The 13,355-nt window shown below is 63.2% G+C and carries 16 protein-coding genes and 1 pseudogene; 8 read left to right on the top strand and 9 right to left on the bottom strand.

Features of this window, described 5'->3' with window-relative positions; translation table 11 throughout:
- Both R6U53_RS05320 and R6U53_RS05315 read right to left on the bottom strand, forming a co-directional pair.
- Positions 1-686: pseudogene (locus tag R6U53_RS05320) on the bottom strand (TIGR00300 family protein); the annotation flags it as partial.
- 16 nt (positions 687-702) lie between these two features.
- Complete coding sequence (locus R6U53_RS05315; RefSeq protein WP_410321324.1) at positions 703-1,083, bottom strand: hypothetical protein; 381 nt, start codon at positions 1,081-1,083, stop codon at positions 703-705.
- A gap of 245 nt (positions 1,084-1,328) precedes the next feature.
- On the opposite strand from R6U53_RS05315, the gene R6U53_RS05310 reads away from it, so the two are divergent.
- From R6U53_RS05310 to R6U53_RS05300, 3 genes are all read left to right on the top strand, one after another.
- Positions 1,329-2,018, top strand: coding sequence for an SOS response-associated peptidase (locus R6U53_RS05310; protein ID WP_410321323.1), 690 nt, complete (start codon positions 1,329-1,331; stop codon positions 2,016-2,018).
- Positions 2,019-2,066: 48 nt separating this feature from the next.
- The gene (locus tag R6U53_RS05305; protein WP_410321322.1) at positions 2,067-3,647 is read left to right on the top strand and encodes an MmgE/PrpD family protein; all 1,581 of its coding nucleotides are present in this window, start codon (positions 2,067-2,069) and stop codon (positions 3,645-3,647) included.
- Between the two features lie 63 nt (positions 3,648-3,710).
- A complete protein-coding gene (locus R6U53_RS05300; RefSeq protein WP_410321321.1) occupies positions 3,711-4,415 on the top strand; it encodes a fumarylacetoacetate hydrolase family protein in 705 nt (234 codons plus the stop codon).
- 16 nt (positions 4,416-4,431) lie between these two features.
- Here the strand turns inward: R6U53_RS05300 and R6U53_RS05295 are convergent, their stop codons facing one another.
- On the bottom strand, positions 4,432-4,863 hold the full coding sequence (locus R6U53_RS05295; protein WP_410321320.1) for a universal stress protein: 432 nt from the start codon (positions 4,861-4,863) through the stop codon (positions 4,432-4,434).
- A 277-nt stretch (positions 4,864-5,140) separates the two neighbouring features.
- On the opposite strand from R6U53_RS05295, the gene R6U53_RS05290 reads away from it, so the two are divergent.
- Both R6U53_RS05290 and R6U53_RS05285 read left to right on the top strand, forming a co-directional pair.
- Positions 5,141-5,473 (top strand): DUF5658 family protein, encoded by a 333-nt coding sequence (locus tag R6U53_RS05290; protein ID WP_410321319.1) that lies wholly within the window; start codon positions 5,141-5,143, stop codon positions 5,471-5,473.
- Between the two features lie 28 nt (positions 5,474-5,501).
- Positions 5,502-5,933 carry a universal stress protein gene (locus R6U53_RS05285; RefSeq protein ID WP_410321318.1) on the top strand — a complete coding sequence of 144 codons (432 nt, stop codon included), beginning with the start codon at positions 5,502-5,504 and terminating at the stop codon, positions 5,931-5,933.
- Here the strand turns inward: R6U53_RS05285 and R6U53_RS05280 are convergent.
- Positions 5,930-6,355 carry a hypothetical protein gene (locus tag R6U53_RS05280; RefSeq protein ID WP_410321317.1) on the bottom strand — a complete coding sequence of 142 codons (426 nt, stop codon included), beginning with the start codon at positions 6,353-6,355 and terminating at the stop codon, positions 5,930-5,932. The genes R6U53_RS05285 and R6U53_RS05280 overlap by 4 nt on opposite strands.
- Positions 6,356-6,406: 51 nt before the next feature.
- On the bottom strand, positions 6,407-6,529 hold the full coding sequence (locus tag R6U53_RS05275; RefSeq protein ID WP_410321316.1) for a hypothetical protein: 123 nt from the start codon (positions 6,527-6,529) through the stop codon (positions 6,407-6,409).
- A gap of 110 nt (positions 6,530-6,639) precedes the next feature.
- Between R6U53_RS05275 and R6U53_RS05270 the strand changes: the two genes are divergently transcribed.
- Positions 6,640-7,761: a thiamine pyrophosphate-dependent dehydrogenase E1 component subunit alpha gene (locus tag R6U53_RS05270; RefSeq protein WP_410321315.1), complete on the top strand. Its 1,122-nt coding sequence runs from the start codon at positions 6,640-6,642 to the stop codon at positions 7,759-7,761.
- A 9-nt stretch (positions 7,762-7,770) separates the two neighbouring features.
- Here the strand turns inward: R6U53_RS05270 and R6U53_RS05265 are convergent, their stop codons facing one another.
- Together R6U53_RS05265 and R6U53_RS05260 are read right to left on the bottom strand one after the other, a co-directional pair.
- Entirely contained in the window at positions 7,771-9,111 is a 1,341-nt protein-coding gene (locus R6U53_RS05265; RefSeq protein WP_410321314.1) for a cytochrome P450, read from the bottom strand.
- 70 nt (positions 9,112-9,181) lie between these two features.
- Entirely contained in the window at positions 9,182-10,369 is a 1,188-nt protein-coding gene (locus R6U53_RS05260) for a redox-regulated ATPase YchF (RefSeq protein WP_410321313.1), read from the bottom strand.
- Positions 10,370-10,523: 154 nt separating this feature from the next.
- Here R6U53_RS05260 and eif1A point away from each other — a divergent pair, with 154 nt between their 5' ends.
- Positions 10,524-10,808, top strand: a complete 285-nt coding sequence (gene eif1A / locus R6U53_RS05255) for a translation initiation factor eIF-1A (RefSeq protein WP_410321312.1) — start codon at positions 10,524-10,526, stop codon at positions 10,806-10,808.
- 122 nt (positions 10,809-10,930) lie between these two features.
- Positions 10,931-12,118 carry an MFS transporter gene (locus R6U53_RS05250; RefSeq protein ID WP_410321311.1) on the top strand — a complete coding sequence of 396 codons (1,188 nt, stop codon included), beginning with the start codon at positions 10,931-10,933 and terminating at the stop codon, positions 12,116-12,118.
- 112 nt (positions 12,119-12,230) lie between these two features.
- On the opposite strand, the gene R6U53_RS05245 is transcribed toward R6U53_RS05250, so the two are convergent.
- A complete protein-coding gene (locus tag R6U53_RS05245; RefSeq protein WP_410321310.1) occupies positions 12,231-12,425 on the bottom strand; it encodes a hypothetical protein in 195 nt (64 codons plus the stop codon).
- 30 nt (positions 12,426-12,455) lie between these two features.
- Positions 12,456-13,319: an MBL fold metallo-hydrolase gene (locus tag R6U53_RS05240; RefSeq protein WP_410321309.1), complete on the bottom strand. Its 864-nt coding sequence runs from the start codon at positions 13,317-13,319 to the stop codon at positions 12,456-12,458.
- Positions 13,320-13,355 lie beyond the last annotated feature (36 nt).

Below are 13,355 nucleotides of genomic sequence, written 5' to 3'. Positions count from 1 at the left end.
CTACTCGAGCAGATTATCCACCAATATAAGCACGAACGTGCCGATGTCGGTGACCATGCCGACCGCCTGCGCGGAGCCGCGGTCCAACAGTTGTGTCACCGTCGACGGATTAATATCGACCCAGATGACGCGCGTCTTCGAGGGCAGACAGTTTCCGACCGCGACCGGGTGTAAAAGCGTCGACAGCATCAGGACCATATCCGCCTCGTGTGCCTGCTCTCTGATCGCATTTTGCGTTTCGATGGCGTCAGTTATCGTGTCCGGAAGCGGACCATCATCGCGTATCGACCCCGCGCTGACGTAGGGAACGTCGTTCGTGACGCACTGATACATCACGCCGGATTCGAGTAGCCCGTCGTCGACAGCCGCCTCGATGCCGCCCGCCCTGATCATCTCGCTAATCGCGTAGATATGGTGTTTGTGGCCGTGGCGGACGTGATCGAGCGTCTCCGTATTCACCCCCAGCGAAGTCCCGTAGAGATCGCGTTCGATGTCGTGGACCGCGAACCCGTTGCCGATGGAGAGATAATCGACGAAGCCACGCTCGACGAGGCGCGCGAGGTCCTCGCGCGCGCCGGAGTGGATGAGGGTGGGACCGGCGATGATAAGTACCTCGTCTCCCGTATCGCACCCGGGATCCGTTCGATCGTCGATTCGGAGGGCCGTTCGGAGGAGATACCGCCCTGCGTAAGTTCGTTGGGGTCAGCCACTTCGACACGTTACCGACCAGCTGCGCTCGGATGATGCCGTTAACCGATCGTAAAAGGCGCGTAATCCACCGGGTTGGGTCTCGGGCAAGACGTGCAGTTCGACGGTGCCATCGCGAATCGCCACGCGAAACGTGTCGCCGGTCCGATCGTCGTGTACGAGGTACAGCGGCATCGGGAGATCGAACCAATCCCCGTATCGGTACGGCGATCGATCGAGTATCGATTCGACGAGTTCGACCAAAGCACCGTCGTCGATGCTGTCATCGGGACGGATCGTGAACACTGTCTCCCCCTCGTATTCGATGCCGCTGTGCCGGTGATACCTTCGAATCGGGCGCTTCGGGATTCGGAAGGCCGGCTCGTCGTCGGTCACACCCGATATATGCCGTGATATCGTTTAAATCGACGGGGGGATCACGATAGGGGGAAAGCGCGTGCCGAGATCGATTTGGGATGTCCGGAGAGTTTATATATCGAAGCGCGGTCAGATTCCCCGTGACGTAGGCACGAACCGGCGACAGGAGTGAGCGGGAGCGTGGAACACCAACGCAGGCGAACGACCGATCGAGTTCCACCTGTTCGCCACGTATATTCAGTACGACCACGTATCGTCGGGATATGTGTGGTCGCTACAGCCTCTTTGCCACCGAGAACGACCTCGAATCGCGGTTCGACGCGACGTTCGACTTCAACTTCGAGCCGCGATACAACGCCGCACCGGGGCAGGCGCTCCCCGTTATTATGGATACGAAACCGAATCGTATTCATCGACTGAAGTGGGGACTCGTTCCCAGATGGGCTGACGACAAGACCGAGAGCTACATCAACGCCCGATCCGAGACCGTCGATCGGAAACCCGCGTTCGCTGAAGCCTACGACCAACGACGGTGTCTCGTCCCCGCCGACGGCTTCTACGAATGGACCGAAGCGGAGGACGGAAAGCAGCCCTATCGCGTCGCGTTCGAGGACGATCGACCGTTCGCGATGGCGGGACTGTACGAACGCTGGACGCCGACGACCAAACAGACGGGGCTCAGCGACTTCACCAACGGGACCGACGGCTCGGCCGATGTGGAGCCGCTGGAGACGTTCACCGTCCTGACGACGAAGCCCAACGACGTTGTCGAACCGCTCCACCACCGTATGGCGGTCATCCTCGATCGTGAGGGCGAATCGGCGTGGCTCGCCGGTGACGACGTACCGTTCGATCCGGCACCGAGCGACGGATTTCGTGCGTATCCAGTCTCGACGTCCGTTAACGATCCCGCGAACGATCGCCCAGAGATCGTCCGGCCCATCGAGGGATAGAACGTCCCGTCCGAACAGCTAAACGGCCGGCACTCGTCGTGACGGACGATGAACGCTGCGTGGCTTCCGTTCGTCGGCGAGACAGAGGATCCCGACGAGCCGTTTCTCGAGCGCGCCGCTCGGTGGGCAGTCGGCGTATCCTATCGCGAGATACCGAAACCGGTCAGACGCACGGCGAAGATGCAGCTGACGAGTGCGATCGGGGCGGCACTCTGGACGCGGATGCACCCGCTCGGCGAGCGGATCGAACGAGCGATCGGAGCGGAGAAACGGCGGGGGAATTCGACGTTTTTCGGCGGGGAACGGCTGACACCCTCCGGAGCTGTCCGTGGCAACGCGGCGCTTTCGGGAGCGCTTGAATTCGACGGACGCCTCCTCGGCGGTGCGACCAGTCCGAGTTGCGTGTTCGTTCCGCTGGCGTACGCCGAAGCGACGAACGCAAGCGGGAGGGACCTCCTCGTCGCCCAGGTCGCCGCGAACGAGATCACCGCACGTCTCGGGGCCGCGACGGCCGTCGGATCGTTCGCCGGACCCAACGCCGCGTGGAGTCACGCTGCTGGCGCGGCGGTCGGGCGGGCGATACTCGAAGGCGACGACCGAGAAACGCTCGCCGATGCGCTCGCAATCGCATTGACGGCCCCGTCTCGGCCGATCAAACGATCCACGCTGGGTTCCGATGCAGGTGTGTGGATGGCCAGCGATGCGATCCAAACCGGAATCTCCGCGCTCGACGGCGCCCGGGCGGGAATGGCCGGTAGCCGCGATATGATCGAGGCCGAGGACGGGTTGTTGGCGAGCGTTTCTCCGCATCCTGCGAAGGCGTATCTCTCAGCCCTCGGTTCGCGCTGGCACACCGCGGCGGTGAGCGTGTCAGCCGTCCCCGGGAACGTCTACGTTGCAGCGGCTGCGGAGGCCGGCCTCGAAGCCCGTAGCCAGTTCGATCGGGGGAGGACGATCATAGATCGGGTCGATGTGTACGGCCCCCGCGCGATGGTGTCGGTGGACGATGAGGCGAAGTCTTATCTCGACGAGGAGCGCGATTCGATCGCCGCGCGATCCCGGTCGGTAACCGACGCGGTTGCAACGGGGCTCGTGACTGGCGAGTCACCCCCGCGACGGCTCGCCGAGCGAGCGGAACGAGCGGCCATCGAGCGCGTCGAAGAGCGGATAGGGGTTCACCACGATCCGGAACTGACGTTCGCAGCGCTTCGATCGACGGTCCCGGAAGGCGTCGATTTCGAGACGGCGACGGGATCGGTCGCGGTTCATGTTGGGAAGGCACTCGGTCCCGCGGCCGCCGTTCGACACGCCCCGACGGTGATCCGCATGGGAAGTCGGCTGGCCGAACCGCCGACCGTCGACGACTTCGAGCGTCGGATCGGCGCTCGGGTCGTCGTTCGGACGGCGGATGGACGCACCGTCGAGGCGACCGTGGATCGCCCGTCCGGAACGGCCGGCGCGCCACTGGCTGAGATTCGCGCCGTCGCCCGTTCGAAGTGTCGAAACGCGTTCGAAGCGCTCGGATGCTCGGAACCCGCCGCCCGGGACCGAACGGATCGGTTGTTAGCCATCGACGAGAGAGACGAGATCCGGATCGATCGTCTTCTCGGCGCCCTCGACACCGGGTGATCCACGAGCGGGCAGTCGTCGGCGATGAGAACACGTAAGCAACAGGCGGCCGCCCGACCGCGTATGAAGTTCGCACGTATCGAAACGTCGGCGGGCGTTCTCGAAGGCGAGTACGACGATGGAACCGTCCACACGGAGGAGGGGACGTACGAACGGGACGACTACGAGTTGCTCGCGCCCTGCGAGCCGTCCGTGTTCTACTGTGTCGGCCGAAACTTCGGCGAGAAAGTCGAGCAGATGGACTACGAGGTCCCCGACGAACCCGACTTCTTCATCAAACCGCCAGTGTCGTTACACGATCCCGAGACGCCGATCCCGTACCCGGAGTTCTCCTCGGAGTTGACCTACGCCGGCGAGTTGGCCGCCGTCATCGACATCGAGTGCAAGCACGTCGCGGAAGAGGAAGTCGATGACGTGGTTCGCGGATACACGATCCTCAACGATCTGGACTGTCTGGATCAAGAGCGTCGAACCGCCAGAAAGGCGTTCGACTCATCGGGCCCTCTCGGTCCGGTCGTTGCCGACATCGACCCGGTGGGACTGGAGATGACGACGCACATAAACGGGGAACTTCGCCAGGAGGACAACACGGAGAACATGTTCATCAAACCGCGCGAGACGATCTCGTTCCTTTCGGAGCGATTTACGTTCAAACCCGGAGACGTGATCAGTTTCGGCAGCCCGGCGAATCCAGGACTGCTCGAGCGAGGCGACGAGATCGAGATCTACTACGAGAAGATCGGAACGCTGCGCAACACCGTCGAGTAGTATTGGACGCGAAACGTTAGCCGATGTCGACGACGAGTACCGGTCGATCGGCAGTTTTGACGACCCGCTCGGTCGTGCTCCCGAGGTTGAGCCGTTTTTCCCGCCCTGACCGACCGTGAGTGCCGAGTACGAGCAGATCGATATCCGCCTCCGTCGCGTACGAGAGGATCTGCCGGTAGGGAACGCCTTCGGGCGTCGCGGTGGTGACGGAGACGCCGGCGTCTTCGGCTCTGCTCGCCAGTTCCGTCACCGCGGCGTCGGCTTCCTCGGCCAAATCGTCCCTGACGGACGCTTTGTCATCGACATCGGCCGCGAGAACGACCCTCCGGTCGACGACCGAAATGACGTCCAAACTCGCATCGTAGGCTTCCACCGCACCGAGTGCGTGATCGAGTGCCGACGCTGCGCGTTCGCTCCCATCGGTCGGAAGAAGGATCGAATCATACATACGACCGACTCCACGTGCCACCCACTTGAAACAGTCCCTTGGAGGCACAATATCCGATCGAAATCGAGAGTCGAAACGGATCGGACGTTAAATACGGGGGACGGGGTAGGCCACCCATGGCCACAGACAGTGCGTCCGCGATCGAGCCGAACGCGTCTGCGACGGCGGACGGCGCATACATTTCCCCCACGATCGATTTCGTGATCGTACTGGCCGGCATGTCCGCACTCGCACTCGTCGGCATTGCTGTTATATTTCCCTAAGACGACGTTGACACGTGAGCCAGACCTCGGCAGTCCCGTGGATCGGTGGGCGAGACCGACAGGTGTGGATCGCGGCCGTTCTTTTGTACGGAATCGGTGACACGCTCACGACGCTTTGGGGACTGTCAACCGGGGGCGTCGCGGAGGCCGGTCCGATCGCGAAACCGCTCATCGAGACGTACGGTCGATATATGTTGTTAGTCATCAAGGTCGCGGTCTTCCCGCTGTTTTATCTAGTGTGGCGGTACCTCCGGACGCCCGGACGTATCGCGGTTCCGTTCGCGTTGGCGCTCGTCGGCGGCGTGGTGACGGTGTGGAACCTGCTCGTGATCACCGGAGCGTTATGAACACACGGGCCGTAGGGAATCCTGGGACATGTTCGAGAAGATTCTCATCCCGGTCGACGGAAGCGAATACGCCGAACGAGCGGCACGTCGCGGATTCGACATCGCGGGCGAACACGGGTCGCACGTCCACGTGATCTGTGTGGCGGATACGGGGCCGCTGGCGGACTATCAGCTCCCGGGCGAACACGAATCGGCAGCCGAGGCGATAACCGGACGCGCCGAAGCGGTTATCCGCGATGTCGTGGCACAGGCTCCCGACGGAATCGAGGTGACGACCGCGACGCCGACGGGATCGGCGAAGACGGCGATCGTCGAGTACGCCGATTCGATCGACGCCGACCTCATCGTGATGGGAAGCCGCGGACGGGGCGGTGTCGAACGCCTGATGCTCGGAAGCGTCACGGAGCACGTGGTTCGGGTGAGCGATATCGACGTACTCGTCCACGGTGGCGGCGATTAACGACGACCGGATGCGATCTCGTTAACCGTTCGCGTTCGGATCCCGAAACCCCATCCCGCGAGCGCGAGCCCAACGTACACGCCGACTGCGGAGGGGATGTGAAAGACGGCGGCGGTGGTAAGTGTGAGTCCGGCCGTATCCAACAACCCGCTCATGACTATCGAAAACAGAAAGATACCGACACCGATGTCCGCCGCGCGCATGTTCGGCATCTCCGCGGCACCGAGCGTTGGTTTCAGCCGACCGAGCCCGTAGAAGAAAAGCCCGTAACTCACCCAACCGATAGTGAGATGCGGAAGCCCTTGCGTGAATTCCCCGGGGAAGTATCGAGGAAGGTAGACGACGTGTACGAGTACCGTGACGGCGAGGGCGGCGAGAGCCACGCCGACCAGCAAGCGCGTGTGATCCGGACGGGATGCCATACCCGGTTCACGGCACGTACTGTAAAAATAACCACGGGGAATCCCGCGATATTAACCGATCAGTCCGACGATCTGATAGAGCACCCCTAAGACGAACGCGGCGATGAGGACGGTCGTCGTCCCGACGACGATCGGGGAGAGCTGTTGTTCCTCATCGACGATGTAATCTTTCATACTTGTGGTGGGGCGGTAGATCGATTTATATATAACGTTTCATTTGCGAGGGGGACGGTTCGAGGCATCGACGACCCCAAAACTATATTCCCTCGCTCGGTGGGTCGAGTATGGATTTCGAGGACGCGGACGTCCACCGACGGCTCGACGCCGACGGACACCCCTTAGATCCCGGCTACGAGCCGCCGTTGTCAGACGAACGACTCCGGGAGCTGTACCGCGACATGAAACTGTCACGGCACTTCGATACGCGGATGATAAGCCTTCAGCGGCAGGGTCGGCTGGGAACATACGCCTCCTCGGCCGGTCAGGAGGGCTCGCAGTTCGGCTCGATGTACGCCATCGAGGACGACGACTGGGTGTTCTACCAGTACCGCGAGCACGGCTCGGTCATCGACCGCGGCGGGCTGGCGGAGTACGTCCGCTACTGGATGGGCTACGAGGCGGGCAACGCGACGCTCGTGGACCACCACATCGCGCCGTTGAACATCGGCATCGCCGCACACATCCCGCACGCGACGGGAATGGCGTGGGCCTCGAAGCTCCGCGGTGACGACACCGTCGTCGTCTGCCATTTCGGGGAAGGGTCGACGAGCGAGGGCGACTTCCACGAGGGAGCGAACTTCGCGGGCGTCTTCGACGTGCCCGCGGTGTTCATGTGTAACAACAATCAGTGGGCGATCTCGGTTCCCGCCGGCAAGCAGACCGCGAGCAGAACGTTCGCCGACAAGGCACAAGCCTACGGCATCCCGAGTGAGAGGGTCGACGGAATGGATCCACTCGCGACGTTCGAGGTCGTGAGCGACGCCGTCGAGCGAGCACGCGATCCGAACGCGGAACCGTCGGAGGGGGCGATCGGCGGTGCGACCCGGCCGACGCTCATCGAAGCCATCCAGTACCGATTCGGCGCACACACCACCGCTGACGATCCGACGGTTTATCGGGACGACGACGAGGTCGAGCGCTGGAAACGATGGGATCCGATTCCGCGGCTCGAAACGTTCCTGAGAGAGCGGGGGACCCTCGACGGCGAAGCGATTTCGGCGGTCGAAGCCGACGTGGAGTCGGTCGTCGCCGACGCGATCGAACGGGGGACCGACGTCGAACCCGAGCCGGACGATCTGTTCGAGGACGCCTACGCGGAACTCCCCGACCGTGTAGTCGAGCAACGCGAGTACCTGCGTCGACTCCGCGAGGAGTACGGCGACGAGGCCCTCGTCGAAGAACACTGATCGAACCGTCTAGTCGATCGGGTCGATGGTGGCCGAGATTCCAGCCGCCGGCCGGAGCGTCGGCGTCAACCGAAGATCGTCGAGCGCGTCATCCGGTACGTCGATGTCGAAATCGCGGACGAGGCGGGCGAGCACGAGCGTCGCACCGCTTAGCGCGAATCCCCGGCCGATACAGGCGTGTGGACCGCTCGAGAACGGTCGATACGCGGCGACGGCGTTCGGATCGCGCCGCAGCCATCGCTCCGGGTCGAACGCCTCCGGATCGTCGAAATACCGGGCGTCTCGATGGATCGACCACAGCGGAAGGATGATCGCCGAGCCGTCTTCGATGGTGTAGCCGCCCAAATCGACGGGGCCGTTCGTCCGCCGAAAGATGGCCCAGGCCGGTGGATAGAGCCTGAGCGCCTCTTGATACACTCGTTTCGTGTATTCGAGATGTGAGAGGTCGTCCCGAGTCGGCGGCCCGTCACCGAGGGCGGCTACCGCCTCCTCACGAACCCGACGACGGGTCTCGGGGTTCCACGAGAGCAAACACAGCGTGTAGCTGAGACTGAGCGCCGTCGTCTCGTGCCCCGCGATGAGGAAGGTCGCGACCTCGTCTCGGATCTGGTTCGTCTGGAAGTCGATATCGGGATCATCTTCGGCGCGGAGGAGCATGGTGAGCATATCGGAGGCGTCGGTCCGCTCGCCGGCCGCAAGACTCGTTCGCCGTCTCTCGATAAGGTCCTCACTCAGTTCACGAATGCCCGTCGCGGCCTCGCGAAACGCGGGGGACGTCGGCGTCGGCACCCACTCCGGAAGGACGGTGTCGAGGCCGAACTCGAACTCCTCGCCCGCGATACGCATCCATTCGTGAAACTGATCCGCACGGGCTTTCCCGATGTCCTCACCGAGGAGTATCTCCGAGGCGACGCGGACGGTGAGCGAAGTCATTTCGCGGTGGATGTCGGTCGTTCTACGGCCGAGTTCCGCCCAGCGTGTGGCCCGTGATTCGATCCGATCACCGGTCGTGTTCGCGTAGGCTGTCACCTGTCGACCGCCGAACGACGGCGCGACGATCGAGCGCTGTTGGGACCACAGTTTCCCCTCGCTTTGGACGAGCCCGTTCTCTGCGATCATCGCGACCGCGCCGCGTGCGGGGATTCTGGTAAAATCGTCGGGACGTTCGAGCGCCTCGGCAACGAGGTCGGGGTCGGTCAGGATGACGAGCGGTGGTCGGCCAGGAATCGAGATCGACGTCCCCTCATCGAACCGGGCTTGTATTCCCTCGAGGAATCTAGTGGTGTCGTTTCCGAACCGAAGACCGTTGAGAAGTCCCGCCTTAGGCGGCGCGGGCAATGACCGTGCCATAGCCGCTAGTAGGTCCTAACGGTATTGGGGCTTTCGCGCCCGGCAGCGTCGTCCGGAACCGATCGGGGGGTCAGTTCGTCGTCGTGATCTCGATCACGTCGCGGTGAGACAACTCGGTGTCGGCACCGATCTGCCGGCCCGAGCGAACGTCGTGAGCGTGCAAGAACCCCTCGCCGATGTCCGTGTGAAGGTAGTACGCGAACTCCTCGGCGGTCGAGCCGCCGGGAAAGACGAAACAGTCCTGCAGGAAGGTGCCATCGTCCTGTGGCTTCCGCGCGCCGGGGAAGACCGCGATCGCGCCTAACTCCTCGAACAACGCCGTCTCGATCGCGCGCTGGACGCCCGTTTCGCCGAACTCGCCGAGGAACGTACGAATCCGATCGAGCCCGGCCCGTTTCTCCTCCGGAAGCTCCTCGAGGGGCTCGAACTCGGCGTCGCCGGGTCGGTAGTCGAGAACGCCGGCCTCGTCACCTTTTTTCAGCGCCTTCTCGGCGTGCGCGGAGACGGGCACGAACGTCAGGTGTCCGTAGTCGGGATCCTCGGTGATCTCGGCGTAGTTCTCCCGAGCGATTTCGGCGTCGGCCTTGTTGGCGGCGATCACCATCGGCTTGGTTCGAATCCGTATCTCGCGGGCCAGCGCCGCCCGATCGTCGTCGTCCCACGTCTCGGGGTCGAGTTCGAGATCGAGCGCGAGGATCACCTGTTTGAGTTCGTCCTCGGAGATACCGAACGCCGACATCTGCTCCGCGAGAGCCACCTCGATCTGCTTTTCCTCGCCCGCGTAGCCCGACCGGTAGCGCTCGATTCCCTTCTTCAGAATGTCGAGATACCACATGTCGAGTTCGGCCTCCAGAAAGTCGATATCGTCGCGGGGGTCGTGGCCCTCCGTCGGCTCGCCTTCGAGATCGGTCCGGCCGGTAAAATCGACGACGTGGATCAACACGTCTGCCTCGTTGAGATCCGTCAGAAACTGGTTTCCGAGGCCTTTCCCCTCGTGTGCGCCGGGGACGAGTCCAGCGACGTCGACGAGTTTCGTGGGAACGAACCGGACGCCCTCGGCACAGTAGCCGTGATTCGGCGTGCAGGTGTGCTCGAACTCCGGGGCCGCACACTCGACGCGGACGTACGCCTCGCCGATCGAGGGGTCGATCGTCGTGAACGGGTACGCTCCCTCGGGCACGTCGTTCATCGTCGCGGCATTGAAGAACGTGGACTTGCCGACGGAGGGTTTGCCGACGAGTCCGATCGTGTAACTCATTGTCTCAAAAAGGCGAACGCGCCGCTAAAGGGTTGTCAAACCGACCGAGCGCGGCTGTAAGTGTCTCACACGCGCCGAGGGGCGTCGCGCGTGGCACGAGATTCGGTGACACGGATCCCGGATGGTTTTTCCGTGACGGGATTGTATTTAAACTGTGAGTGAAGAAAGCGGGCGTCGAAACCTACGGATGCCCAACGACAACGAACTGTTCGCCGTGGTGACCCAACACGACGGTGGGAACCACGTTCGCGTCCAGTGTGAGGACGGCAAAAACCGCATGGGCCGGATCCCCGGCCGCATGAAATACCGCGTCTGGATCGAGGAGGGCGACACCGTCCTCGTCGAACCCTGGGACTGGCAAGACGAGAAGGCCAACATCGAGTGGCGCTACGACAGCCAGGACGCAGAACAGCTGCGACGCGAAGGCCACATCGACTGACGTCGTTCTCCGGCCGTGTTCGAAACCCGACGATGAGCCGTGGGTGCGCCGGTATCGAACTCGTCTACCACCGACGGCAGCCAGATCAAAATTCTTTCTATCGGGTACGCCCGAGAAGAGGTGTGAACGCTGAATCCTCCAACCAGCCCGACGGTCCCCACGCGTGGCTCGTGGCCGCAACGGGGGCCGTGGCGATGGTTTTTACCTTCGGGACGCCGCTTTCGTACGGTATCTTTCGCGGCCCGTTCGGCGAGGCATTCGGCATCTCGCCGCTCGCGCTGTCGGCCGTCTTTGCGATCATGCTCAGCACGTTGTACATCGGTTCGGGGCTCGTCGGTATCTTCGGAGTCCGGTTTCCAGCGCGCGGCGTGCTCGTGGTCTGTGCGATCGCGACGGGTGCGATCGCGCCGGCGCTGTATCTCGTCGACTCGCTGGTGGGGCTTGGGCTCGTGTTCGCCGTTCTCGGACTCGCACTCGGGACGGTTTTCGTCCTCGTCGCGTCCGTTGTTCCGCGGTGGTTCGAAAATAGACGCGGGGCGGCGACGGGACTCATTTTCACCGGTAACGGGCTCGGACTGTTCGTGCTCCCGCCGATCTGGCAGTTCGCCCTCTCGGAGTGGGGCGTCCGACGGGGTTTTTTCGCCGTCATGTCGGTTACCGCGGGCGCGTTCCTTCTCGCCGCGGTGATCTGTCACCGCCCGCGGTGGGCCGAGCACGCAACGGCGACCACCGACGAACTGCTGACGTGGCTCACTCGGTTGGGCAGGACGCGTTCGTTTCAGCTCCTGTTCGTCGGAATCGCACTCTCGTTCGCGTGGTATCAGCTCGTGGCCGCCTACGCCGTCGATCTGTTCGTCGCCCGTGGGCTGTCGGCGGCGGGTGCGTCGACGGCGTTCGGTCTGATCGGGGGCGTCAGCATCGTCTCGCGGATCGGCGGCGGTTACCTGGGCGACTGGATGGGGTCACGGCGGGCCTACCTCGCTTCGTTGGGCTGTACGGCCGTCGGCGTCGCCCTGCTGTTCGTACCGGCGTCAACGACACTGTTCGGTGCCGTGATGTTGATCGGGCTCGGACTCGGCGGAACTGCGACGCTGTATATCCCGCTGATCATGGGGCAATACCCGACCGAAATGGACACCGCGGTCGTTGGCGTATTCAACGTCGCGGGTGGGATCGCGGCCCTGATGATGCCGCCACTCGGGACGGTGAGCGTCGCGTACACCGACGGATTTACCCTTTCGATCGTGCTGACGCTCGTCTTGATCGTGACCGGACTGTGGACGACCGCAGGCGGGACGCGGGGGAAGTGAACTCCCCCACCCTCCTCCTTCGGCGCATACGCGCCTTGGTCCGTGAGGCCGGAGCCTCCACGTCGAATCGCCCTGAATCGTCGCCCCCCGAGGAGTGCGGTGACCGAACGGTTCAAAACTGGTACTCGTCGATCCCGTCGGGACGCTCTTGATCCTCCTCTTTCGACTTGCCGAACTCCGCGAGACACTTGCCACAGAGACCCGTCGACGGGTCGAAGTGGTCGAGACAGACGAGCCGCCCGCACCGGTCACAGGCGTCCTCGACGGACGCAGAGCCGCATATTTCACAGAGGCTGGCGACGCTCATACCGGAGTTTCGGTCCCCAACCGCCTAAAACTACTCCTGGTCGAGGGAGTGGAGCACGCCGGCGACGTCGAGTTCGAGCGAAAAGCTCCTCCACTCGGGGCCGAGTGCATCGACGATCGAAGCCACGTCGTCACCGTGATCGGCACGTAGTTCGCGGACGGTGTCGACCCACTCGGGAAGCAGCCGTTCGTACCGATCGAGTTCACGGACTGCGTCGCGGCTCCCGGGACCGAAATGCCCGTAGAAGAGCCGATCGGGATCGTACGCCCGAAGTCTGTCGACGGTGTCGAGCGTCGTTTCGAGGTCGAACTCCGGCGGGGGCGTCGTCGGGCGGAGCGCGCCCTCGAAGTACATCCCCGCCGAATCGATAGTGAAGAGGCCCTCGGTCCTCGGATCGAAGACGGCGTAATGGGTCGACGCGTGGCCGGGCGCGTAGATCAGTTCCAGTTCCCTGTCACCGATATCGACGGTGTCACCGCCGGAGACGGCACAACACCGCGCTGGGTCGAGGAGTTTGGGTTCGCCGTAGGCGTTGTTTTCGCCCATCACCCGATCCACGCTCGAGTTGAGTCTCTCGAAGTCGTCGGCCTCGGTGAGGAAATCGAATCCGTCCTCGTGGATATAGAAGGTGGCGTTGGGAAATTCGTCGGCGAGATGTCCGGCACCGCCGGCGTGATCCAGATGGATGTGGGAGACGAGGACGTGTCCGACGTCGTCCCGATCGATTCCGACGGTGTCGAGCGCGTCACAGATCGCCTCGACGGAGTCCGCCGTCCCCGTGTCGATCAGCGTCGGTTCGGGAGCGTCGACCAGGTACACCGAGAGCCTGCCGGCCGTTCCGTCGAGGAGCGGATCGACAGTATGGACGTCATCGAGTGCGTGAGCGACTGGCATGAATCACCGTAGGGCGGACGAGGACTTCATGTCTCC

The sequence above is a fragment of the Natronomonas sp. genome (assembly GCF_046483325.1).
Lineage (GTDB): Archaea > Halobacteriota > Halobacteria > Halobacteriales > Haloarculaceae > Natronomonas.
The sequence above is the reverse complement of the archived record's forward strand: the minus strand, read 5'-3'. Positions and strand labels throughout refer to the sequence as shown.